Source organism: Paenibacillus sp. FSL H8-0175 (genome assembly GCF_045040615.1).
GTDB classification, from domain to species: domain Bacteria; phylum Bacillota; class Bacilli; order Paenibacillales; family Paenibacillaceae; genus Paenibacillus_AQ; species Paenibacillus_AQ odorifer.
Genome location: NZ_CP150299.1, coordinates 3,465,770 through 3,490,281, shown reverse-complemented (window position 1 = coordinate 3,490,281; position 24,512 = coordinate 3,465,770). Strand labels below are relative to the sequence as shown.

The 24,512-nt window shown below is 39.3% G+C and carries 22 protein-coding genes; 4 read left to right on the top strand and 18 right to left on the bottom strand.

The window, feature by feature from the left end; genetic code table 11:
- Nucleotides 1–48 precede the first annotated feature (48 nt).
- The 5 genes from MHH46_RS15600 to MHH46_RS15580 all read right to left on the bottom strand — a co-directional run bounded on the left by MHH46_RS15600 (nt 49) and on the right by MHH46_RS15580 (nt 4,654).
- Nucleotides 49–1,038, bottom strand: a complete 990-nt coding sequence (locus MHH46_RS15600) for an ABC transporter substrate-binding protein (RefSeq protein ID WP_076141218.1) — start codon at nt 1,036–1,038, stop codon at nt 49–51.
- 130 nt (nt 1,039–1,168) lie between these two features.
- Nucleotides 1,169–2,143 carry an AraC family transcriptional regulator gene (locus tag MHH46_RS15595; RefSeq protein ID WP_076125617.1) on the bottom strand — a complete coding sequence of 325 codons (975 nt, stop codon included), beginning with the start codon at nt 2,141–2,143 and terminating at the stop codon, nt 1,169–1,171.
- Nucleotides 2,144–2,319: 176 nt separating this feature from the next.
- Entirely contained in the window at nt 2,320–3,225 is a 906-nt protein-coding gene (locus tag MHH46_RS15590; protein ID WP_249267687.1) for a hypothetical protein, read from the bottom strand.
- A complete protein-coding gene (locus MHH46_RS15585; RefSeq protein WP_249267686.1) occupies nt 3,222–3,878 on the bottom strand; it encodes an RNA polymerase sigma factor in 657 nt (218 codons plus the stop codon). Before MHH46_RS15585 ends, MHH46_RS15590 begins: the two co-directional genes overlap by 4 nt.
- Nucleotides 3,879–3,952: 74 nt before the next feature.
- Complete coding sequence (locus tag MHH46_RS15580; protein WP_076190366.1) at nt 3,953–4,654, bottom strand: hypothetical protein; 702 nt, start codon at nt 4,652–4,654, stop codon at nt 3,953–3,955.
- A gap of 149 nt (nt 4,655–4,803) precedes the next feature.
- On the opposite strand from MHH46_RS15580, the gene MHH46_RS15575 reads away from it, so the two are divergent.
- Complete coding sequence (locus MHH46_RS15575; RefSeq protein WP_076125864.1) at nt 4,804–5,583, top strand: GNAT family N-acetyltransferase; 780 nt, start codon at nt 4,804–4,806, stop codon at nt 5,581–5,583.
- Nucleotides 5,584–5,652: 69 nt separating this feature from the next.
- On the opposite strand, the gene dhaK is transcribed toward MHH46_RS15575, so the two are convergent.
- Together dhaK and MHH46_RS15565 are read right to left on the bottom strand one after the other, a co-directional pair.
- Nucleotides 5,653–7,413, bottom strand: coding sequence for a dihydroxyacetone kinase subunit DhaK (gene dhaK / locus MHH46_RS15570; RefSeq protein WP_076190367.1), 1,761 nt, complete (start codon nt 7,411–7,413; stop codon nt 5,653–5,655).
- Nucleotide 7,414: 1 nt separating this feature from the next.
- Nucleotides 7,415–8,551, bottom strand: coding sequence for a glycerol dehydrogenase (locus tag MHH46_RS15565; RefSeq protein ID WP_076099237.1), 1,137 nt, complete (start codon nt 8,549–8,551; stop codon nt 7,415–7,417).
- 203 nt (nt 8,552–8,754) lie between these two features.
- On the opposite strand from MHH46_RS15565, the gene MHH46_RS15560 reads away from it, so the two are divergent.
- Nucleotides 8,755–9,813, top strand: coding sequence for a PocR ligand-binding domain-containing protein (locus MHH46_RS15560; RefSeq protein WP_076190368.1), 1,059 nt, complete (start codon nt 8,755–8,757; stop codon nt 9,811–9,813).
- 24 nt (nt 9,814–9,837) lie between these two features.
- Here MHH46_RS15560 and MHH46_RS15555 read toward each other — a convergent pair whose 3' ends face one another.
- From MHH46_RS15555 to MHH46_RS15545, 3 genes are all read right to left on the bottom strand, one after another.
- On the bottom strand, nt 9,838–10,764 hold the full coding sequence (locus MHH46_RS15555) for a VanZ family protein (protein ID WP_076190369.1): 927 nt from the start codon (nt 10,762–10,764) through the stop codon (nt 9,838–9,840).
- A 158-nt stretch (nt 10,765–10,922) separates the two neighbouring features.
- Complete coding sequence (locus MHH46_RS15550) at nt 10,923–12,881, bottom strand: RICIN domain-containing protein (RefSeq protein WP_076190370.1); 1,959 nt, start codon at nt 12,879–12,881, stop codon at nt 10,923–10,925.
- 208 nt (nt 12,882–13,089) lie between these two features.
- Nucleotides 13,090–13,515 carry a MerR family transcriptional regulator gene (locus MHH46_RS15545; RefSeq protein WP_076190371.1) on the bottom strand — a complete coding sequence of 142 codons (426 nt, stop codon included), beginning with the start codon at nt 13,513–13,515 and terminating at the stop codon, nt 13,090–13,092.
- A 169-nt stretch (nt 13,516–13,684) separates the two neighbouring features.
- Between MHH46_RS15545 and MHH46_RS15540 the strand changes: the two genes are divergently transcribed.
- Nucleotides 13,685–14,005: a carboxymuconolactone decarboxylase family protein gene (locus MHH46_RS15540; RefSeq protein WP_076190372.1), complete on the top strand. Its 321-nt coding sequence runs from the start codon at nt 13,685–13,687 to the stop codon at nt 14,003–14,005.
- 21 nt (nt 14,006–14,026) lie between these two features.
- Entirely contained in the window at nt 14,027–14,422 is a 396-nt protein-coding gene (locus MHH46_RS15535) for a cupin domain-containing protein (protein ID WP_076184592.1), read from the top strand.
- 68 nt (nt 14,423–14,490) lie between these two features.
- On the opposite strand, the gene MHH46_RS15530 is transcribed toward MHH46_RS15535, so the two are convergent.
- The 8 genes from MHH46_RS15530 to MHH46_RS15495 all read right to left on the bottom strand — a co-directional run bounded on the left by MHH46_RS15530 (nt 14,491) and on the right by MHH46_RS15495 (nt 24,367).
- Nucleotides 14,491–17,655: an ATP-binding cassette domain-containing protein gene (locus tag MHH46_RS15530; RefSeq protein WP_076190373.1), complete on the bottom strand. Its 3,165-nt coding sequence runs from the start codon at nt 17,653–17,655 to the stop codon at nt 14,491–14,493.
- Between the two features lie 103 nt (nt 17,656–17,758).
- Nucleotides 17,759–18,175 (bottom strand): SRPBCC domain-containing protein, encoded by a 417-nt coding sequence (locus MHH46_RS15525; protein ID WP_076184590.1) that lies wholly within the window; start codon nt 18,173–18,175, stop codon nt 17,759–17,761.
- A gap of 2 nt (nt 18,176–18,177) precedes the next feature.
- Nucleotides 18,178–18,498: a helix-turn-helix transcriptional regulator gene (locus MHH46_RS15520; protein WP_038571021.1), complete on the bottom strand. Its 321-nt coding sequence runs from the start codon at nt 18,496–18,498 to the stop codon at nt 18,178–18,180.
- A gap of 216 nt (nt 18,499–18,714) precedes the next feature.
- Nucleotides 18,715–20,220, bottom strand: coding sequence for a glycoside hydrolase family 1 protein (locus tag MHH46_RS15515; RefSeq protein ID WP_076105687.1), 1,506 nt, complete (start codon nt 20,218–20,220; stop codon nt 18,715–18,717).
- A 41-nt stretch (nt 20,221–20,261) separates the two neighbouring features.
- Nucleotides 20,262–21,575: a PTS cellobiose transporter subunit IIC gene (gene celB / locus MHH46_RS15510; protein WP_076133308.1), complete on the bottom strand. Its 1,314-nt coding sequence runs from the start codon at nt 21,573–21,575 to the stop codon at nt 20,262–20,264.
- 51 nt (nt 21,576–21,626) lie between these two features.
- A complete protein-coding gene (locus tag MHH46_RS15505) occupies nt 21,627–21,950 on the bottom strand; it encodes a PTS lactose/cellobiose transporter subunit IIA (RefSeq protein WP_076105685.1) in 324 nt (107 codons plus the stop codon).
- Between the two features lie 41 nt (nt 21,951–21,991).
- On the bottom strand, nt 21,992–22,309 hold the full coding sequence (locus tag MHH46_RS15500; RefSeq protein WP_076190374.1) for a PTS sugar transporter subunit IIB: 318 nt from the start codon (nt 22,307–22,309) through the stop codon (nt 21,992–21,994).
- A gap of 135 nt (nt 22,310–22,444) precedes the next feature.
- Nucleotides 22,445–24,367 (bottom strand): BglG family transcription antiterminator, encoded by a 1,923-nt coding sequence (locus MHH46_RS15495; RefSeq protein ID WP_256716024.1) that lies wholly within the window; start codon nt 24,365–24,367, stop codon nt 22,445–22,447.
- Between the last annotated feature and the right edge of the window lie 145 nt (nt 24,368–24,512).

The window sequence follows — 24,512 nt, the reverse complement described above, 5'->3', positions numbered from 1 at the left end:
ATAATCATTGCAACTCAGAGAATATTCGAGAAAAGATTAAATTATCCTTTACTGTTTGATATGTTCCTTGATTTGTTCGGCTATTTGCTCCAACAATGCTTCTTTTCCTAAAGCAAAGAAAGCCTCATTATAATTTTGTCTGCTTGTTATACGATATATATTATTCGATTTTACAGCTTTCAGATTGCTCCAGACCTTGCTTTGGTCAAGAACATTCTGGTCATTATCGGATAATAAAATGATATGGTCTGGATTAAAGGTGGACAGTGCTTCTAGACTTGTCACTTTCCCTCCCCATGGATCTGGCTCCGGTGTACCTGGCGCGATGGGTAATCCTAGATCATTAAAAATCATATCCGCAATACCTGTGCGGGAATAGATGCGTATTTCTTTCTCTGTAGCTTCGATTACCGCAAACGTCTCTTCCTTGGTTATCTCAGTGATTTGATCATGTAGTAGTAGAGCACGTTGATCATAGGCCTTCAGCCACGTTTCCATTTCCGCTTTCTTATCAAGCACCTCCGCAACAAATGCAAATCGCTCTCTAAAAGCGTTAAAACCATAAGGCACCCTCACTGTTGGAGCAATCATATTTAGTTGATCATAGATTTTTTCTTGGGTAGGTCCTGCCAGTATCAAATCAGGGCTTGCTGCAATGATCGCTTCTAAGTTGACTTCCGTCTGAAACCATCCAGCGGGAGTTACATCAGGCAGTTCTTTTTTGAGAATAGGAGTGATTTCTAATGAATTAGCCATATCTGTATTCCCAGTAATAACAGGTTTATATCCAAGCACCAGAAGTTCTTCCGTTGAGCCGGATACATCGGCAATTCTAACCGGGTTCACCGGTATTACAATATCCCCTTTAGCATCCTTGAGGGTACGTGTTTCGGTCGAATTAGTAGCGACGGGTTCTGAATTTACCGCAGGTTGAGAATTTTCTACTTTAGCCTCCTGACCTGAATTCCCACACCCGTACAGCATCACCATCATGATTAAGGCGATTCCCACAAAAGAGATCTGTTTTAAACTGAACATTTTTTCCAACCCTCTCCAATCTACTGATAATCATTCTCACTTCTAGCAAGTCCGATCATACACTCTGCTGATAGGACAGAACTACCGGCAGAGGGATTGAATAACGGTTTGGCGGATATTTATTTAATTTTTATCGTTTTTTAATTACTTCTGAAGGATTAATTCCATACTGCTTCCGAAAAGCTTCGGCAAAATGACTAAAGTTGTTGTAACCTACCATCGTCGCTGTTTGGCTGACACTAATCTCCCCGGTACTTATGATTTCCCATGCTTTTTCTAAACGTTTGTTCCGTAAATATGCAAATACAGTTGTTCCGTACTCTTCCTTAAAACCAACTTTTAATTTGTATTCGTTAATGCCTGCCAGCTTGGACAATTCGATTAGCGAAGGTGGGTTTGCCATGTGGTCAAGGATGATATCCCTGGCTTTTCGAATGTTTTCTCGGTCACTACGTGATAAATGCAAACTCCGTTTAGTATGTTTCTGCTCAAAAAGAAATGCGTCAAAATATACAGATAGGAGTTCTAATGCCTTCCCCTCTACGTACAACCGGCGCATGGAGGTATGATATGGACAGTCTCTCAATTGCACCAATAATCGGGTGGTTTCTGGAAGAATAGGCATACGGAACATTCGAAAAGCACGTGAATCTAACAGCCCGGATAAGCTGCGAGCATGTGAAGAGCCTTGATCCGCCATCCATGAATCGAATAGTGTAACCGGTACACCTATGGACAATAAACGGATAGGTTCAGCACTGCGATAGTGAAATTCCGCTTGGAAATCCTGCATGAACTGCAATGAACAACTATCGGGCATTAACTCATGGCTGGTATCTGTTACATGAACTTCCCCGCTTCCCTGCAGACAAAAGCTTAACTCAATCATCGCCGCTTCGGATTGAACCCGAACTAGGCGATCATCAGCAAAACGGTAATCACTATCAACAATTTCGATCCCGGAGGGTGTGATCACTCTATCGACGTATCCTTGTGTACTGGATTGTGCAAAATGTTTCCTCTCTGTAGTGCCCCTCATAGACGGAGCCTCAAACAAAGCATCGAAATACCCGTTATAGATGTTATGAATAGATGAACTTGTCATTCTGTTATACACTCAGCAGGTAAGCTGCACTCCGTAATCCCAATATTATGTTTTATCATGAGCAGATCACCTTTTCTCTTCTATTAAATGATAACGATTATCATTTAGATCATTATATGCGAGATATTAGATAACCTGCAATGTACAGTTTTTAAGGATCTCTTATCTCCGCCTTCTCAGTAAAGCGGTAGCACTTCTTGTGTCAGCCCTGAAAAGAGGTCGCTGGTTTGATCAAAAAAGGCATCAGGCAAATAATAATAAGCATCACCCATAGACACCACCTTTAATTCGGGAATGATATACATGGCGATATAAGTCCCGTCTTTGAGGTTGAACTGTAATTGATATGATTTTCCTTGGGATTGCGCCGCTGCAAGAGCTTCATATTCCTTAATGCTTAGCTCTGTTTTTTTTGCGCTGTACAAACCTTCGATAATGGACTCAACAATAGGATGATCAGTGATAGTCTTTTGCACGTCATTCCCCACATGATTCAGAATATAGATATCTTTTGCATGCTCCTTCAGATTAGCCAGATCTAGATACTCCTTCGCGCTCATTGCAGAATCGTCTACCTTCGCCACAATTTCAGCTAGATAATAATATTGCTCATCCTTAACTGCAATACGAAAATGGGATGGGTATGTTGGGATTTCATACAGCTTTCCACCCATAGCGAACGTAGCGGCATAATCTTTTTCCGCATTCTTATCCCCGTCATTCTTTCCGGGCTCTTGGTTGAGATCAAACTCTAATGCACCAAGCGATTTGTCAGGCTCCATACCTGTGAACTTAAACTGAGCGCCATCTGCTACGAATGCATAACGGTATCCATTGTAATTCAGAATTTTGCGAACCCCTGTGGGAGACGAGACTGGTGTCTGCTGTGATATTTGTGGTGAATTAGGCAACGGAGTCTGCGGAAATTTATAAACGGCCACACCTAACACCAATGCAGCACAAGCTGCGAGTGAGCCCCACTTTACATAAGCTTTTTTATTAGTGCGTCTCGCGGAGTTGGCTTTTTCTATCAGATTTTCGTCTATGTAACCGATTGTTTTGAAGAGCTCTTTATTATTCAAAGGAAATAACCCTCTTTCTGAAGATATATTTGGAGTTTTTTGCGTGTTCTGAAAAGAATTGATTTGGTTTTACTTTCACTGATTGAGAAGCGTGCGGCAATATCGGCCAAAGAATCAGAATACCAGTAACGCCTCAAAAAAACATTCCGCTGATCTTCCTTAATGTTGTGTAGAAATTTGCTTATAGATTCGGCTATTTGTGCTTCCTCGTATTGGGTTTCAACGTTGTCTGAAGAGGATAAACAATCGTTTAATTCATTAAGAATCGTATCGAATTTTTTATTCCGTTTTTTAGCCATGTAATAATCGTATTTGTTCAAAGCAATATTTCGTGTGATTCTCCCCAGAAAAGAGGACAGCTTTGCAGGAGACTTCGGCGGTATTGCTTCCCATGCACCAAGAAAGGTATCGTTAACACATTCTTCCGAATCTTCAGCATTAGACAAAATGTTATGAGCGATCCGAGTACAATAATTTCTATATTTTTTCGATGTTTCTTCTACTGCCCTTTCATTACGTGCAAAATACAATTGTATGATTTCACTATCTTCCACTCCATCACTTCCGTTCGATTTGATTAAGCATTCACTTATAAAGTAGGAAAAGAAGTGTTTAGGTTGCATAAAAATATAATTTTCTATAAGCTTCGGCATTCAACGCTGATAATATGACATAAAAATACAAATAACCCCTCATCCTAAGGGATAAGGGGAAGTTATGATATCATCTAATTTTTAATTAATTCTACTTCCTTCATTGGAGCCTTTGTCTTACGGAGCATCATCCAGATCCCCCCCAGACAAAATAAAACACTACATCCCATGCCAAACAACGCGCTGGCGTTTAATGCCTGAGGTGAGCCTTTCATTGTAAGCACAGCCATTTGAGTGACAACAATGGAGACTAAGGCATCAGTAAAGCTAATCATTTTTAATGTTGATATAATGGGATTTTTGAGATGACGGTTAACAATATTTCCATGAATGGCAAAACCAAGTTTTGTAAAAGCGATCAGTGCTACCAGATATACAATGTAACCTTCATAAACCAAAGCGTCTCCGACTAGATAAATCCGCAAGCAGACCAACAGATAAGAAACCCCTAGAAGACAAAGAAAAACACCGCCACGCTTATAAACATAAAGCTCCATGGAATACCTTTGCTGTGCTGAACTGACTTTTTTAGCTAATGTATATTTATGAAGCACCTGTCCTTTGGCTATACACAGGATCAGATAATAAAGTGCATTTGTGATGAACCATCCGGACAATAGATATAACCCAAGAATTAACTTGCCTATACCAATAAAAGCATTGATGACTAGGGAAGCAGCGTTGAACATGGCGGTTCGATCTTGCGGATTTCCGAAGTACCGAACTAAGATTGCCTTAATATATATCATCCTTTCAAGAAAACCTTCATATCTCATTTTATGTTTCTAAGGGGACAATAGTATCATACTTGGCTCAACCCAGCAATAAAGCAAACAAAGTTCTGATTTATGATATATTAGAAAAGGTTGTGCTAATTCAGCAAGAGGAAATAGCAACAGCAATTGTTAATGGAGGCAGGTCGTATATGTATAGAAAATTAACAGCAGCAGAGTTGGATGTTATTTTAAGCTCGATTAATAAGGAACAGCATTTTTTATATTATTCATACCTTACTTTTCGCAGACAAAACACAGTGCATTACGGTCAGTATTCTGACCAGGGCGAGTTGCTTGGAGTATTAGCCTTTTTAAGTGGCCTTCCGTTTAATGCTTTTTCTGTATATCCAGTTCAGCAATCCTTTTGTCTCAGCTCAATGTTGGCGTTCATGAAAGATGAATTACATCTACATAACCATGCGGTAGGTAGCTTTATTATTAACGAACAAGAGCTGCAGGTCTTTGCTTCTCAGCTTGAGTTCTACAGCCCTCCCAAAAAATTGCTTCTTATGAAACATATTCATGAAGATGTTCTACCAACAGCGGACAAGCATGTTATGCACTTAGGACCTGCTCATTTCCAGCGAATTGAAGCAAAGATGAACGAGCTGCAAACCATGGCTTTTTCAAAAGAAGAATTACAGAATCCGTTCTATGGTGTGATGGCACAAGACGAGCTGATTGCTGTAGGAGGATACCATATATATAGTGAGGATTACGTTGAACTAGGAAATATCGGAACAGATGTAGCCTGGAGAAGAAATGGTTATGGAAAAAAAGTCTGTGCAGAGCTAACACGCCAAGGACATGCCATTTCAGCTAACGTATATTTGAATGTTTTTGAGGAGAATGTAGGAGCCATTTCTCTATATCAATCGCTGGGATATGAACTCATTTGCCAACAATACATCGTTGAATTTATGATTTAAATTAAAAACGTACTGCAGCTAATGCAGTACGTTTTTTTTAATTTTAGGTGATACGCCAGTTAACCTTGTTTATTTCATTGCTTTTGCCAGCTCTGTGAAAATAACCCCAAGCGCATGAGCACCCGCATCTGGATAACCGATGCTGCGTTCCCCTACTGTACCGGCTCTTCCCATACGGGCAACGATTTCTATAGTATTTTTAGAACCTTGGACAGCTGCTTCCGCTGCTTTATTTGCCGCCACTTTAATATCGTCGCCTTGTTCTGCACTTTGGGTCCAGGCATCTGCGAACGGTACAAGCGCATCAATCAATGTCTTGTCTCCGACGACAGCCCCTCTGCCAAAAGATCTTTCACCCGTATCTTGAATCCCTTTGACAACAGCCTGCATCATATCAGCAAACTCCTGAATGGTCAGCTCTTCCTTCTGCTGAACATTTTTGCTCGCTGCGCGGAAGCCTGATCCCCAGATCGGTCCGGATGCTCCGCCGCAATATTCCATAATGACCATGGAGCAGGCGTCAAGGAACTCACCGATATTAGTGAGATGATGAGCTAAAATATCTTCCCACTCGACTTTCAGCTGTTTAAAGCCCTTAGCTACACTCATCCCGAAATCGCCGTCTCCAGCGTGGGAGTCAAGCTCACAGAACGGAACTTCATTCTCGATAATAACCTGGCTCATTTGATCGAGCAGATAGACGATATTTTGCAAAGTAAACCGATTGTTCTTAATCACCGCTGCAGCAGCATCCGTATTATTCTTAAAGGATACATTGCTGTCTGCTTTCTCTTCTTGGATTACTTCAGTATATTTCACAGGCTCAAAAGGGCCTTTAATCGACAAGGCTGGTGTATCACAAGGCGCAGATAACCATTTCTTCAGTGTCTCATCCAGCTTCATTATCGTCACCGATGCACCTGCCATGTCAATGCTGGTCATGTAGTTACCAACAAACACTTTAAACACTTGCTTATTCTTAGCGGTTAATTCGCGGATGACAGAATTGTTCAGCAAATATAACTCTTGCAGCGGGGTGCCGCCAAAACCATTAATTAATATGGCTACTTCCTCCTGCTTCTGATCATTCATTTGGAAGTTGTCTAGCAAAGAGGTTACCATTCGCTGTGCTAATTCATCTGCGGGTACTATTTTCTCCCTGCGTATTCCAGGTTCTCCATGGATGCCAACCCCGTATTCCATCTCGTTCTCTTCAATATGAAATGTCGGAGTACCTTTGGCAGGCACGGTACAAGAGGTATAGGCGAAGCCTATGCTGCGCACATGATCAATTGCATGTTGCGCCGCTTCTTTCACCTCCGCTAAGGATAATCCAGCTTCTGCTGCTGCTCCGGCTACCTTATGAACAAGCACTGTTCCGGCTACGCCTCTTCTTCCGACTGTATAAAGGCTGTCTTCAACGGCAATGTCGTCGTCTACTTTGACATAATCCACTTCGATACCGTCTTCAGTTGCTAGATGGGCCGCATTTTTAAAGTTCATGATGTCACCGCTATAATTCTTGATAATAAGCAGCGAACCTTTGGTGCTTGCTGTGCGGCGAATCGCTTGATAAACCTGAATTTGGGATGGAGAAGCAAACACATCACCGCATACAGCTGCATCCAGCATCCCGGTTCCTACAAACCCGGCATGAGCCGGCTCATGTCCGCTTCCGCCACCACTGATCAGGGTAACTTTACTTTGATTGATCTCTTTCTTAGAAATCACTTTGAATTTAGGATCGAAATCCAGCTCGGGATGCGCCAAGACAAGCCCGTTACACATTTCCCTAACCAGAGTCTCCGGCTTGTTTATTATTTTTTTCATCTTAAAGCTCCTTACTTGATTTATATTGACGGCCTAATTGATCGGCTGCCATAATTGCTGATGCAACCGCATCCTCCGTAATTGGGAACGGCATCGAATGGATAGATTCCTCAGCAATGCAAGCTTTTTTAGCAACCTCAAGCAGTTCCTCATAGGTTACATGCTCAACACCAATATCCGCTAAGCATACTGGGAGGCCAATCGAAAGACAGAAGTCCAACACTTCTTTTAATTCAGTCCGGTCTGCATTTTCAAGAACCAATTGAGCAATCGTGCTGAAGGCAACCTTTTCACCATGATAATAATGATGAGTTCCTTCCAAAGCAGTTAACCCATTATGAATCGCATGAATCGCTGCCAAACCACCACTTTCAAACCCAAGACCCGATAAAAGAATATTCGTCTCAATTATATTCTCCAAAGCTGGGGTTACGATATTCAGATCGCAAGCTTGCTTCGCCTTGAATCCATTCTCAAGCAATGTCTCATAGCAGAGCTTCGCAAGTCCCAACGCTGTTACTGTTCCTTTAGCTTCACCGCAAACCCCTTCACGAACTCCGCAAGGTAAACCTGCATTCACATTGGAGTAAGAATTTGCAGTAGCTCTTGCTTCAAAATAGGTTGAAAGTGCATCTCCCATACCTGCCACAAGAAATCTTGTAGGTGCATTGGCAATAACTGTGGTATCAATCATGACTACACTCGGGCTTTGCTTGAAATAAGCATAATCATCGAATTCACCTTCCGGAGTATAGAGCACCGCTGAGTGGCTTGTCGGAGCATCAGTTGCTGCTATCGTTGGAACGATAATCAGCGCTTCTCCTTCAGCTACACATTTTGCCGTATCAATCGCCTTACCTCCACCCAAGCCAATCGTACATGCACATTGATGTTCTTTGGCTAGCGCTTGTAATCTGGCGACTTCTTGTCTTGAGCATTCCCCGTGGAAGCCGCTTTCAACAAGAGTTATATTAAATTTCTGTTTAGTTGACTCCAGTTTGTCTTTCACACGTGTTACATCATCTGGATGGGCAATTAACAAAGCAGAATCACCAAATGTTTTTACGAAGTAACCTAAGTTCAATAATTCATTCTCACCTTGTACATATTTCGTCGGACTGATAAATGCTCTTCTCATTTTTCGTTCCTCCTCAGTTGTTTATAGTTATCATTATAGATTGCTCTAATTTAAGAAACATGAAACAATAAAAGCTTATTAAAGCGTTTTCTTATCGTATTTTTTTGTCATAATCGTGAAAAATCGAACTTTCATGTCATTGTGTTGAATTATTCTGTATAATGTTCATTAAGATTCTATAACTTACATAGGAGAATTTTGTGATGTCAAAATCCCGGTTCAATCTAGAAGAAATTATTGATTTGAAGAAATGGGAAAAGCTCCAGGATTCCTTATCTCTTGTAACCAAAATGGCTATTCTTACTGTTGATTACAAGGGTGTTCCTGTGACCAAGCACAGCTATTGCCAGCCATTCTGTCAAGGTGTGCGCCAGGACTCCCATCTCTCTCAATATTGTCAAAAATGTGATGCCCGCGCTGGGATTGAAGCGGTTCGCCAGAACAAACCGTTTATTTATTTATGTCATTTCAATATTATAGATATCGCGATTCCCATCATTATAGATAATCAATATCTAGGTGCAATTATGGCCGGACAGCTCAAGCTTCGTGAACCTGACGTGCCACAACTGGAGCAAATTGTCTCTCGCCCGCCGAATATGGAGACGAACATGAAATTTAAAGCACTCAAAGAGGATTACCAGGCACTGCCTGTTTTATCCTACGATGAAGTAACAAAGTGTGTTGAGCTGCTGCTGCAGTTAAGTACCTATATCGTGGAGGAAGCCATTCAAAAGCATACTACTGTGGATTTGTACAAAAAGGTTCTGACCACCAATATAGAAGACCCCACTTCTGCTGAAGCAATGGACGAGTCAGACCGTACGTACCGAAAAATCCAATCCATACAGCAGGAGTTATCCGGGGCCTTGATCGAGACCAAATTAAAGAATGGTGTACAAAAGTTCGTCTCAGTAAATTCTGTGCTTCAGCCTGCTTTTAATTACATTTATGCTCACAAAAATGAGAATTTCAGCCTCAAAGAGATGGCTAAACTTTGTCATATCAGCCCCAGTTATTTCAGCCGTATTTTCACTAAAGAAACTGGAGAGAATTTCTCCATCTTCATTGCCAGACTCAAGATTGAATGGGCTAAGCAACTGCTGGAATCCACGGATTCCCCGATCAATCAAGTCAGTGATGATTTGGGCTTTTGCGACACGGGCTATTTCATTAAAACCTTCAAAAAATACGAGAACCTCACCCCGGCTGTATATCGGAATATGTATATGAGGCGATCAGCAAAAGAAACCCTCCGTTAATAAAATTAACGAAGGGTTAGTTCCTCATTCCCACCAATGCTTCATTTCACTAAATCCTACATCCCATAACTTCACATTCCCTTTAAGGATAAAGGTTATTTCTTTTACGGTAACTAATGCCGTATTGTTGAGTTCAGCTTGGGAACTATATTGTTCACTGGATTGAAGGATCATGTTACCATCAGCTATAATCATTAGTTCACTGCTAGAATTTTCATTTTGCGGGAATCCAAAGCTGAAATATAACCATACCTCTTTTTTATCACCCAAAGTATAGGTGTATTTTTTAATATCTTCACCTTCACTGCTGTACAAATTCATTTTTGGTATTATATTTTTACCTGCGATAGTAAAACTGGGAAGATTATGCGTGGTAGGCATGCTTCCCGTAAGCTTTTCCAACGTTTGTAATCCCTGCACAGGTCTTTCTCTTTTCTTCAGAGTTAAATCAATGATCTCAGAGATTCCCATGATTCCAACCAATAGCACAACAACAGATAATGCCGAAGTAAAAAGTGATCTCCTGGTGATTTCCGGGGAAAATCCAATCTTATATGCACAAAATCCGATCATTGCCCCTAACGTATTGGAGATGACATCGGCTACATCAAAGGAACCCAAAAAAGTTAAAGCTTGAAGACTTTCCAGCACAAAAATTGTTAAGATAAACAAACAAATAAACTTCTTAAAATGTGTACGATACAGCAAAGGGAATAATACGCCAAAAGGAATAAAAGCAGCGATGTTCCCAAAGTCATAAACCCAAGAAAAGGATAGGTCAAAGAGATCAGGAAAAAGAAGCGGAACACTTTCTGGAATCAACATAAACGTATATTCATACTGGCTTGTTGCATGCTCTACTCTATTGAAAGCAAAAAACAAAAAATATAAGATCAACAGTGTATACAAAATAGTTCCTATAATAAGAATCTTTCGTAATTTCACTCCCATAATAACTTCACAATTCCCTCCATATGTCGATGGAAATAGTATATCTCTCCAAAGTGACATTCCCGTGACACTGAAGGTGACGATTTAGTCATTCAAAGCTTATATCGACAAAAAGTCATCACCCTTAATTTAAGGTCGATGACTTTTGGTTACATAAATTATCTATTCGAGACTAGTTTCCAGTGCTGGCCAGCAGAACCTGTATTATTTGTTTGAATAATATTTGCCCCCTCTGTCGTCGAACCCTGATCTACTGCCAGAGCTTTTCCACTGTTACGATTAATAATATTGTAAAAATCACCTGAGGACTCCAAAGTCCACTGCTGGTCATTCGATCCGTTATCATTCCATTGTACACTTTGAGCACCGTTAGCTAATGAACCTCCTAAAATGCCCAGGTTTTTACGACTATTAGTATTGACCAGCTTCGTATAACCATCAGCTGTGCTGACTACAAACCAATTTTGGTCATGGGATGAAATTCCGCTGGTCCACTGAACCGCCTTCCCTCCATCCGCCATCGAACCTTGATAGATACCCAACACTTTACCACTGTTCTCATTAACTAATCGATAACTGTCCACCATAATATGTCCTTCATCTGGAACCAACTCCCACAGCTGATCAGTGCTGCCTGCATCAGTCTGCTGTATAACTTGGGTACCCTCTTCAGTAGAACCCTGCGCTATACCTAACGTCTGACCACTGTTACGGTTAACAATCTTGTAGTAGTTACCAGAGGCTTGTAAAGTCCACTGCTGGTCATCGGAATGGTTTTCAGTCCATAATACGGCTTTAGCTCCTTCTGTTGTTGATCCTTCTAATATTCCGGCGACCTTTCCACTCTTTGCATTCACAATGGATTTGTAACCGTTAGGAGCATAACCACTTTCCGCTGTGGAAATGAGCCAATATTGATCCAAAGAATTAGTCCCGCTGCTCCATTGGACGAGCGGATTGCCATTCGCAGTTCCACCTTCCAATACACCTAAAGCCTTCCCACTCTTCACATTAATTAATTTGTAGTAACCTACGGACATATCACCATATTTCACCGTGTTTTTCCCACTAAAAAATCCGGCTTGAGGGATAAATAAGCGGCCATTGCTAAGCGGCAGTAGTTGGCGGTTATACCCTGCATCTACGGGCGGATTATATGGAACCCAGCTTCCGGATGCATCCAATCTAGAAGAGTTGATCAGCACTTCTTTTTTTCCTGCAACGTTTAATACGAGTCTCCCATCTCCCAAAGCAGAAATATAGGGACTTCCTCCGTACCCTACAAGAGATCCTACTTCAGTTGGATTCCAGCTCTCAGGATCTGCTGAAATTTTCAAATAATTGGGCACGCCCGGGTATCCGACCATCTCATAGGTCATTGCGTAATTACCATTGCCCAGCTTAGCGATTGTAGGCATTCCTGGACGTAATTTACTGTCTGCAAATGCCACATCAACTACCACAGGTCCCCAGTTCGTACCCTCCAACGTAGTCTGATGAACTAACTTCTGGGCATGGGCAGGATCACGTTCATCTGAATAATAAACAATGAGTTTGTTGTTGTGAACCAAAAAGAAAGGCTCCCAAATGGGATCATAACCAATATCGTTTCGTCCACCTTCAGCAATAGTGCTTACATATGTCCATGTTCTACCTAAATCATTGCTTTTATATAATTCCAACTTGGTAGCTGCTTTGTTGCTTGGCACAGAATTTCCTGCAAGAAGCATAGTACCTGCAGGCATGTTACCTATAGATTGGGGGAGTTCAAACAATTCAGGGCAATTTAACATTCCCCAACCGTTTTGAGTATCCTCCACTTCTCCAACCTGATTCCAAGTGACACCATTGTCAACGCTTTCATAAATAGGGAAAACAGGGGTGGTATTAGAGGTTTGTTCAAATGTAGCATACATTTTATTATTGTTGATGCCACTATATTTAAGCTGGATTGCCCTAGGTGATAAAGCCCCATAGGATGGTGAATCTGCTGGTGGTACATATAAGACATTAGGACCGAAAGCGTTTACAATATTGCCGTCAAAGCTAATCCCTGTGCCAACCACTGTCACTAAAACCAACAAAAAAGACAAAAACTTCCTCAGTTCTCTTCTCAAAAGTAATTTCTCCTTTACTCTGGTTTTTTTAAACGAATACAGCTTCAATATAATTAATAAACGGATAAATGAGAATGTAATATCTCGACCGGATCATGCAATATGATTACACAAATAGACTCTCATCTTCGATTTCAAGTTTTGAAATTAGAAGAGGCAGATGAACAACCTTTGATAATCAAAAGTTGTTCATCTGCCTCTTAACTTGTTAGGAATCTACTTTTTCTTCTTGATGTGATTTCTTTTCATTGTGATAAAGGACGAATTCGTATTTATTCCCCGTTAGTTGATCATTATAAAATACAATTTTACGGTTCAGTATATCCAAGTTTTGTTGCAATGCCTTAATTTCTTGTTCCACTTGTTGCTTACGCTGTTCAAGTAAATTTTTCCGTTCAGGAATTGTCTCGTCCCCCATAGCCCGCCACTCGGTATATTGCTTCAATTCTGCCATCGTCATTCCTGAATCTTTTAAATGAAGCAAAAATTGAACCCAACCTATATCCTGATCTGTATATTCACGTAAATTATTGTCACTTCGATGTGGAGTAAGTAAGCCTTCCAATTCATAATATCTGAGCGTGCTCTTGTTAACACCGACGATTTCTGCAAATTCTCCAATGGAATAAGGCATGATCCCCACCTCCATTTCTAATTTTGTTTCTATTCAAAGGATATACTTAAATTAATAAAAAACCAAATGTCGGAGTATCAATCCATTTTTATGGCTTGCCTTAAAGTGTACTTTAAGGTCTATACTTCATTTTAAAGCAGTTAATCATCGATGAAAGGGATGTTCTTATATGGCTGAAAAACAAACAGCAGGACGAGACTTGTTAGGAGAATTCGCTCCGAAATTTGCTGAACTGAACGATGATATCTTATTCGGTGAAGTGTGGTCAAGAGAGGAAGAATTATCTGCACGTGACCGCAGCATGATTACAGTTTCAGCATTAATATCAGGAGGAAACTTTGAACAATTAACTCCACATCTGCATAAAGCAAAGGCAAACGGAATCACAAAAGATGAAGTAGCGGAAATCATCACGCACCTTTCGTTTTATGTAGGGTGGCCTAAAGCATGGTCGGCATTTAATATTGCCAAAGAAATTTATAAAAATTAAACGAAAGAGGTTTTTTTTATTATGGCTAATGAGCAACTAAGCAACAGTACTATCTTTCCACTCGGACAAAAGGTTGAAGCTAATTTTATAGGTGATGCATACTTGCAGATGATTTATACTGATGCGACACCTTTGAATGCGCCTATTGGGAACGTAACCTTTGCCCCGGGAGCTCGCAATAACTGGCACTTCCATAAAATCGGACAAGTATTATTAGTTACCGGTGGTGAGGGTTGGTATCAAGAAAAAGGCAAACCCGCTCAATTCCTCCAAAGCGGGGATGTTGTGAATATTCCAGCGAACGTAAAACATTGGCATGGTGCTACAAAAGACAGTTGGTTTGTCCACTTAGCCATTTCACCCGGAGAAACAGAATGGTTAGAACCTGTTGATGATGAGCTTTATAATCAATTATAAAAAAACGCATCGAGTCTATAGACTCGATGCGTTTCTTTTCTATATCGTCTTTTTGAGAAAACTAAACTTTATTGCTCAAGAAATTGGTAAACTGCCATCATCTCTTGTTTATTCAACTCACGAATACGATTGAAAATTGGAATATCAGCAACAGCTTCAATATTTAAGCTTTCAGAAATAACGTCACTTACTTTACCCGTTAGCCAAGTTTGAACATCTATACCTTCAACGACTTCCTTACGCCCTTCATCATTGATTCCACTGGCATAACAACTCACACAGGGAATCGTTAATTTATATACGCCATCATGAAGTCCATCTTCCGAAATAACTTTTTTCCCTTTACAGAATGGACAGGGATGGCTTGCTTTAACCTTATTAATTAAGGTGACGATTTTTTTGTAACCAAACGCTTCATAGACATAAGTCAGCTTTTTATATTTTCCATTAGTGAAATACTTATCTATGATATTTTCTCTTGTTTCGTGGATATTGGCAAAATCACAGATCGTAATCCGGTTTTTCCTGCTGATGGTTTCGATACTGCCGCTAATGCTGTCCCAGAATGGCATGGCATTTTGTAACACCATTTCATATTGCGCAAAACTTCCTAACTCTAGTTCAAGCATTTTTAGAGCGACTTGTGTTTCCCTAGGTAATAGAGAGACCTCTTCTGTCAAAACCATATCGCCGCCCACGATGGCTTTCATTTTTTCTAGTACCTGTAATTCGCCAACAGTGCTAATAACTTGATCAAGGGGCATCCCGATAATCTCACGAATATCAGTGTCGCCGTATTTAAGCTTTTTATGATGATTTAATACCGTTCCTTGACAAATTGGACAGGTAATCATTTTTTTGGATGCTTTAATATGCTCTTTAATAATCGATTTCGAGATAACCATATAGTTCCCGATAATGGTATTAAAGCCATCCCAAGTTCTCGAGGCTTTAGCTGCTTTATCATAGAAGGACTTTTCCCAATACCCGTATAAAAAGGTGTGTTTTTCAGCTTCTGTCATCTCATTATAACTTTTGCTAATATCCTGTCCGAGCTCATTCTTTAACTCATCAAAGATGAATTTTATTTTTGGTAATTGATAGAATTTCAGAATCTCCATCGCATCTGGATGTAATGAACCGTCCCAAAAGGGTACGTTCTTGTCCTGAAGAACAATATCAAAGTCAAATTCTTCAATCACACGGCGGCCCTTACAGCTTGGACAATGATTGTCTGATTGATAGAAATCAAAGCTTTTTGTATCTTTATTAGTGGGATGCGCTGCCACAATATGGTTGATCAAGCCACCCATTTCATAAAGGAAAGTAAACTGACTATACAAGTGTCGTTCCAGATCAATGGCGATGACAGGCGCAATCGTATCCGATTCATATTCACCATAAATCAGGCGGGCCATGGAGGATAAGCTTTTTAAGATGCCACCTTTATAGATGTTCTCTGCATTTTTAAAATAGGGGATCTGACCTTCTTTTAAATAGTCAATTCCATTTTGTAGCTGGAGTGTTGAAGAAATGTGCGCAGGTGCCACACTATCAGCAGGATTTTGTTGACGATAATAATCATCATGACTGAGAACATCAAGATGCTCCACAGGTGCAAGCTGTCTTTTGCCAAAATCAACGATAAAATCAGAGTTCTCTAACATATAGGAATTATGTTCAATCATGATTATGGAGACATATTCATCCTGCAGAATGTCCCTAATGCTGTCAATGAATTGATTTAAAATATTTTGTGATAAACCTTTGGAAGGCTCGTCAAAAATAAAAAGTGTATGTGGATTTCTTGAGCCCGCAAACAGCTCAGAAACTAAATGGACACATTGAAATTCACCCGTGGATAAGGACTGTGTTTTTCGCTCCAACGTCAAATAACCAAGTCCAAGCTTGATCAATAAGCTTAGTCTTTTATGAGCAATGTCCTCATTTGGCAGTTCAACAATAATATCTTCAATCGAGCGCTCAAAAATATCATCAATATCCTCACTGTACTTTGTGAGTTTCCTTTTAATATCAAGAAAAGTGGCAACGGTCGAGCGACTGGTAATCGACTGATTTCGATCTTGCCCTACGATCACCAGCTTATCTTTGGAATAACGCTTTAGAAAATCTTTGACCATACATTCATTAACCAGTGTAGATTTACCACATCCGGACTCACCTGTAAAAGTTACCAGTCTATTTTGAGGAATCTGAATTTCGGCCATTTGAATATTACGACAATAAAGATCATGAAATTGATAATATTCTGCAGGTGCTGCCTGATTTAGTTCTCTATTGATGGGCTCAGGACGTGGTGATTCCTCAACTATTTTCCCGCCGTATTTGCCACTGCCAGGTCCAAAGAACAAGTGTTTATCCGCTGTGTCCAGCACCGTGTCAGAATGGTCAATGAGCCAAATTTGATTTTTATATCCCAATTGTTTAATCTCCGCTAAAATCTTCAATAGCGTTTGGTGATCGAGACCCACGGAGATTTCATCAATGATAATCACGGTATTTTCACTTGTTGCCATGAATTCTGCCAGGTAAAGTCGTGTTAATTCTCCGCCTGATAATGTACCCATAATACGATTTAATGTTAAATAACCAATATTCATATTGATTATATTTTTCAGAATTTGTTGTTTACCTTCACTTATTTTTAGAATATCTGCCTGTGATAAAATGGTCTCTATACTTAAGTCGTTTAGATCAGAAATACTCTTTGCTTGATCCAATAATTCAATTTTATATTGTTCAGCTGCTTGATTATAGCGTTTCCCCTGACACTTTTTACACTCGACATTTTTTGTAGTTCCACGCCCCTTACAATCAGGACACCAACCCAACTCATTATTAAATGAAAAAACCTCTGGAGAGAGATTATATTGTTCAGCAAGAGTGACACGGATTTCAGTAAACACACCTGTATGTGTGCCAATGGTTGACCGAGGATTTGAAGATATGGATGATCTACCAAGAAAAAGAACAAGTGGCATTGCTTCCATTTTGATCGCACTGAAATTAGTCTCCATAATATTGGGGAATAAATACTGGTATTCAGCTTTTGGCAGTAAGGAAACGAGACGTTTTTTTGATTCTTCCCCAATCGTTTGACAAAAAGTTGTTTTACCAGATCCAGACAAACCAGCAATTCCTAACGACTCATCAACTGGCAGTACCGTTTCTAATCTGTTAATATTGTTCGCAATTAATTGATTTATTTTCATAGTAAGCTCATCTCATCTCCATTCTCTTCATCTAGTATTGCCATGATTTATTCCATTAAAAAGGGCACTTTCCTTATTCCAGAAAAGCGCCCTATTCTTGAAATTACAATTCTGCTAATGCCTTTTCGAGCTGACCACCCATATTTGTCCAAGCATATTTAGCACCTTCGATAGCTCCTTGGCGGGCTTTCGTCTCCTCACTAAATCCTGATTGATCTAGATGGAGGTTAACCTTCCCCTCTGAATCTTGACTCACAGTCCAAGTAACAGTAGTACTTTCTCCCGCACTATTCCAAGTATAAGATAACGTATGCGGCTCATCCACGACGAGTACTTCGCTATCTACAATTCCATCCCACCATTCATTTGGCTCAGCACGGAATTGAAATTTATGACCAACGACGGGTTTAAAATCATTACTCCAGATCCATTTCGCAAGCGTATCCGAATCCGTTAAAGCATTCCATACCTTCTCGATCGAACTTGTAAATTGAAAATCTAATGATACATCTGGTTTCATAGTTATTCCTCCAATATAAGTTTTAATTTATCAATTCTTTGTTTCCAGAATCCTTCATAAAAAGATACCCAATCTTGAATTTCTTTCAAAGGATTGGCATTCAACCGATACCTCGTCTCTCTGCCAACCTTCCGAGCAATTACGAGACCAGCATCTTTAAGTATATTTAAATGCTTCGAAACGGCTGTACGACCCATTTCAAAATGAATCGTTATCTCATACAGAGGTAATTCATCAACATCAGCCAGAATTTGAAGAAGTTTTCGTCTTGTTGGATCCGCAACAGCGTCATAAACATCCCTCACTTGACTATTGTCGCTCACAACCACCCCCACCTTTTCCGTAATATTTCCTGTAATGTCACCTAGTATCCATCATTATTACCTAATAGGACACCATTTGGTGTCTAATTGATTATAAGACACCAAATGGTCACATGTCAACAATTCAGTAAAAAAAGCATTACCAAAAGCAAGTCCAGCTTAGGACTGCTTTTGATAATGCCTCCAGATAAATCATTTCGTTTTACGATTTAATAATTAATCTAATTGTTCTCCATTAGTAGCGATAACATTTTTGTACCAATAAAATGATTTTTTCTTCGAACGTTTAAACGACCCGTTTCCTTTATCATCCAGATCGACGTGAATAAAGCCATAACGCTTTTTCATTTCACCCGTTCCAGCAGAGACAATGTCTATGCAGCCCCAAGGTGTGTAACCTATCAGATCCACATGATCAATTTCGATAGCGTTTTTTATTTCTTTGATATGATTTTTTAAGTAGTCGATACGTTCATCATCATTGATACTACCATCTTCTTCAACCTTATCTATGTTGCCCATTCCATTTTCAACAATAAACAGAGGTTTTTGATAACGATCATATAGCTCATTTAATACAAAACGCAGACCTTTTGCATCGATTGGCCAACCCCATGGTGTTGCTTTAAGATACGGGTTAGGCGAACCTTGTTGTCCACCAGTTGTTGTTGTGTTAGGTGAAAAACGATCAAATACAGTTGTACGGTAATAAGAAAACGCTAGAAAATCGGAAGTATACTGTCTTAGGATCTCTTCATCACCAAACTCTGTTTTTAACTCGAAATTATATTCATCAAAAATGGCTTGGGCATAATTTGGATAATAGCCTCGTAAAATTACATCTGAGAAAATTAACGCTTTTCTTCTGAATTCATAGGCCCCAAATACATCATCTGGATGACATGTTGCTGGATAGATCCCTGATAATGCCAACATAGCTCCCATCTTAAAGTCAGGATTAATCGTTCGTGCCAGTTTATTAGCTAAAGCCGAAGCAACCATAAGATGATGGATAGATTGTAATTTGTCACCTGCATCAGCGAGGGGAGTTTCGCCTTGATTAGAATGGGTTCCTTCCTTAATATTATTTGAAGCTAACCCCAAAGTCCAATAGCCTCCAAGCACATTCACTTCATTAATAGTGACCCAATATTTCACTTTGTTTTTCCAACGCACAAATATAGTTTCGGCGAATCTTAAATAGAAATCAATTAGCTTACGGTTGGTCCAGCCACCATACTTATCAGCCAGATTAAGAGGCATATCAAAATGCAATAATGTTACCAGAGGTTCAATGCCGTATTTCAGCAATTCATCTATAACATTGTCATAAAACTCCAGTCCCTTTTCATTAGCTATTTCATCATCACCATTTGGAAAAATTCGCGTCCAAGAAATGGATAATCGATAAACTTTAAATCCCATCTCCGCAAATAAAGCAATATCTTCCTTGTAATGATGGTAGAAATCCGTCGCATTATGACTTGGGTAATAATATCCTTCTTTTAAAATGCCTTTAGCTCCGATTGGTATGCAGGCACCTTGTCCAATTACTCCTTCGCGGCCATCGGGAAATTGATAAAATATTTTGCGCGGAGAATCTTTTGTGCCATCAGTCATCAGATCAGAAACGGCTAATCCTCGACCTCCTTCATTGTAACCACCTTCATATTGATTAGCTGCAGTTGCACCACCCCACAAAAATCCCTGTGGAAATCCCATGCTGTTACCTCCTTCTTTTTACTCAATCTAATATTTTGCTACTAAGCTAAAACGCTTTCAGTTTCATTACTACGGTTATCCTGTTCTTCTTTATATTTCTGGTTATCTAAAACTTTGAAGAACGGGAAGTAGATAAGAATCGCTACCACGAAATTAACCAGCTGCAAGACAATTCCCGAGATACTTTGCGTTACCAAATATCCTGAAATAAATATCGGTGTTGTTGGAGGTGGCAATGCTCCGATTGGTTTGGCCACGATTCCTAAAGACATGGATAGATATGCGAGCAGAACAGTAACGATTGGAGTGATGAGAAACGGAACTAACATAATCGGATTCAATACAATCGGTAGTCCGAATAGAACGGGTTCATTAATGTTGAATAAGCTTGGTCCAATACCTATTCGTCCTATTTGCTTCATCTGCTTACTTTTGGAGAACAGGAACATTAAAACAACTAGACTTAGCGTGGTACCTGCGCCACCTATCCAGATAAAGAATTTGAATTCTGCAGTAGCGATATTCTCAAGAGGCATGCCTGCAGAGAGTGCAGAGGCATTGGCTGCTGACAGCTGAAGCCAGACGGGCAACATAATGGTGCTGCCAATAATAGAAGAACCGTGCAGACCTACAGCCCACAATAAATTGGCAAGTAAGAAAACAATAATAGTTCCTACTAAGCTTGTCCCAACAGCAGTTAAAGGTTCTTGGAGAAGTTGTGCCACAATTTTGTGAACGCTCTCAAAAGAGGTGAAGTTCTCAACGAGCAAACGAATCGCGACAACGCTCATGACTGCTACAAACCCCGGAATTAGTGCTGTAAAAGATCTCGCAACTGTTGGCGGAACTCCGTCCGGCATTTTGATAACAATATCCTTTTGGACAATCTTGCGGAATATTTCTGTTGTCAAAACGGCAATGATCAATCCTACGAACAATCCTTGGCTAGTGAAATAAACAACATTCACCGCTGTGGTAGTCACATTATCTACCGTAAAGGTTGAATTAGGTGTGATAATAAAGAACGAACATAAGGCTACTATCCCAGACGATAGCGGATCGACTTTATAACTCTCTGCTAAGCGGTATGCCACGCCAATAGTAGCAATTAAAGCAATTAGGTTAAATGTGCCACCGTAGGGATACAACAAGGCAGTTTTGATACCTGGATGAGCAGTTAAATAATCTAAATAGGCTGGAATGGGCAGATAAGCTAGTATTAAGAATACTGAACCAATAATTATAAATGGGATAGTCAAGACCATCGCATCACGGAGTGCAGATAAGTGCCTTTGTGCAGCTATTTTCCCCGCAACAGGCATTACCTTTTCTTCTAAGAAGTCCGTTATTTTCATATGTGCTACACTTTCCTTTCTTGAAAGGGGTATTTTGCAGCGTTAGTTTATTTATTTCGCACGCTTATATAGTTCAATCATTTCTGTAACAAGCAGAGAAATGGTTTCTACACTCATTAGTTGATCTTCAGCATGAACAAGAATCAGTGAGAATTGAAGTTGTTCTCCATTCGCTTCTCTTTTGATTAATGATTTATGCATTTTATGGCCTTCTCTAAAAAATTGCTTTGATTCTTCTAACTTTTCTTCCGCTCCTTTAAAATCCCCCTCTTTTGCTGCATAAAGCGCCTCCATTACTGAGCTTTTAGCTGCGCCAACGTTGCTTATGATGTTAAATGCCACAGTATAGTATTCCTCTTTCACTTCATCTACCATTACTTACCGCTCCCTTCGTCTCTCTCTATTTGCTTAATCGCTTATTTGCTCTCAATTATCTTTAATGCTTGTTCTAGTACTTTTTCGCCGTTCATCATACCATAATGCAGCATATCAATCGCTTCAATCGGAATGTTTTTACCGGCCAGTTTAGCTTCTAATTGTTTTTTCATAAATTTCACTTGAGGACCTAATAGGATGACGTCTACGTTTTTTTCTTGCAACGTAATTTCAATTTCAGTAACTGGTTTCGCGAAAATATTAGCTTGTATTCCTTTTTCCTCAGCGGTCTTTTGCATTTTAGTTACTAATAAACTTGTACTCATCCCTGCATTACACGCTAACATAATTGTATTCATTATTGTTCTCCCCCTTAAATACTGTTGTATTTACTAACAACCTCAGTTTATCGCTAAACAGCTTTATTTTTAAGCGAACCTTTTTCCAAAAACAATAGGAAACGTTTGCAGTGTAAAAAGCAGATTCTCGTTATTTCATTTCAGTAACTCTAAGATTTCTTCCGCAGAATCTTTAACAAGAATTTGCTCAACGATCTCTTTATCTTCAATAAGCGAACCAAGTTTCTTATACATACTATCTAGATCGCCACTATTTCCTTCTTTTATATTTAACAGACATATTAACTGCACCATCTGCTTATCATTCCAACGAATAGGCCGCTTTAACGTACATAACGTCCAAAAGGTTTCTTTCGTTACGGGAGTAGTTGGATGAGGAATGGCCACCAGATTACCAAAGCTTGTTGGAGCCAGCACCTCCCTTTCTAATACTAAAGATTCATAATGGTCGGGAACAAGACCTTGCTTAATCAGCTCACTACTTAAAAAATGAATAACACTTTCCTTTGTTGTTAATTCTTTTTTCACAAATATCCGGAACGGATCAAGATAAATATGAGCTTCTCCCGGCTGTTCTGAAGAAGATAAGAGATTCCTGATCTGATCCAGATCCGTATCGTCTAGAAAGGTTTTTACTACATGAACAGGTATTCCTATATTTTCCTTGATAGGAATTGTACTGATGACTAAATCAATCGAGGATAGATCGGTTTCCGCTAATTTATAATAGCTAATTGTATTTACAACATGAATCTTGTTTTCGAATAGATTGATTAAACGGTAGTAGAGTAATTTTGCACTTCCGACACCTGAGGCACATACAAGAATAACTCTTTTGACCTTTTTATTTTTACTTTTCATTCTTTCTAAAGCAACTCCAATGTGTAAAGCAATAAAAGCCACCTCATGTTCCCCAACTTCTAAATCTAAAAAGTTGTTAATACACTTGCTGGCTATAAGAGCTCCTTCAAAGGCCGCCGGAAAATTTATTTTGATTTCTTTTAACAAAGGATTTCGAATATTCATTTTATATCTGATTCTGTTCATCGCAGGCCTGATATGAAGGGTCAGAGCTTGAATGAATTCAACGTCACCATTAAAATCCCAATTGGATTCGTTTTTTAATCTATTCAGTATACATCTTACAATGGTTCCCACTTCATCCAGCTTACTGTACTCTGACAAACTTTCTTTTGGAAGCAACTTCGTACCCACCAAATGGATAATAACATAGTTGATCTCCGAATCAGGAAACTCTAGTCCGGTAAAGTCTTCTATTTCTTTAACAATTTCTTGGCTCACGATTTTTTCAAAAGGATAATCTTCTTTTAGATGTACTGAAGGATTATCAATTAGAAAGCCCTCTTCAATTCTCTTGCAAGCTATAATTAAATGGATGGCAAGGTTATCTAAAGAAATATCAGATATTTCGATTTTGTAGTTGTTTACTTTATCAACGATTATTTCTTTTACTTTTTTGTATGTATCTTTATCAAATAAACTAGAGCTCACGTGAGTTGGATCGAGTTCTTCTTCTCTTTTGTATAAATAATTGGACAAACATATTCGTTTCATAAATTCATCCCCCTCTATATACAAGCCGTAATGGGGGCGGTTTACTATACTCAGGTTGTAATTTTCTAGTATTTTACGCACTTCTTTTAAATCATTTTGTATTGTGGATTTAGAAACAAACATCTCATCTTCAATCGTCGCTAATTTGATATAGTTATTTTTCAATAAAAAACGGTTCAACAAATAAAAGACCCTATTGTCTTGTTCAGAAAAGTCAATCGTAGTATAACTGATCTTATCACTTGTTAAATCACCAAATTCCTGATGAAATAGATTTATATCAGTAATTTTTGCTGCGAAGCCCTTCCCACGAATTAACTCTATTTTTAGTCCTACTATGGCGGATATATTTTGTAACTCTTTCAAATCATTACGGATCGTTCGATCGCTAACATTCAGTTCTTTAGCAATCCATGCAGCTGTGACAGGTTGATTAGAATTAATTAAGTATAAAAGTATTTCTTTTTGCCGTTTTGAAAACAATTGTATCCCTCTTTCTTATCCAGAGTATGAATATGAGCTAATATTAACTGAAGCATACATTTACATACATTTGCTCATTTTTTTATATCGGTTACAATATCACTTCCTAAGAAAATTTGATAGTGTTCTTACAGTAACATACGAA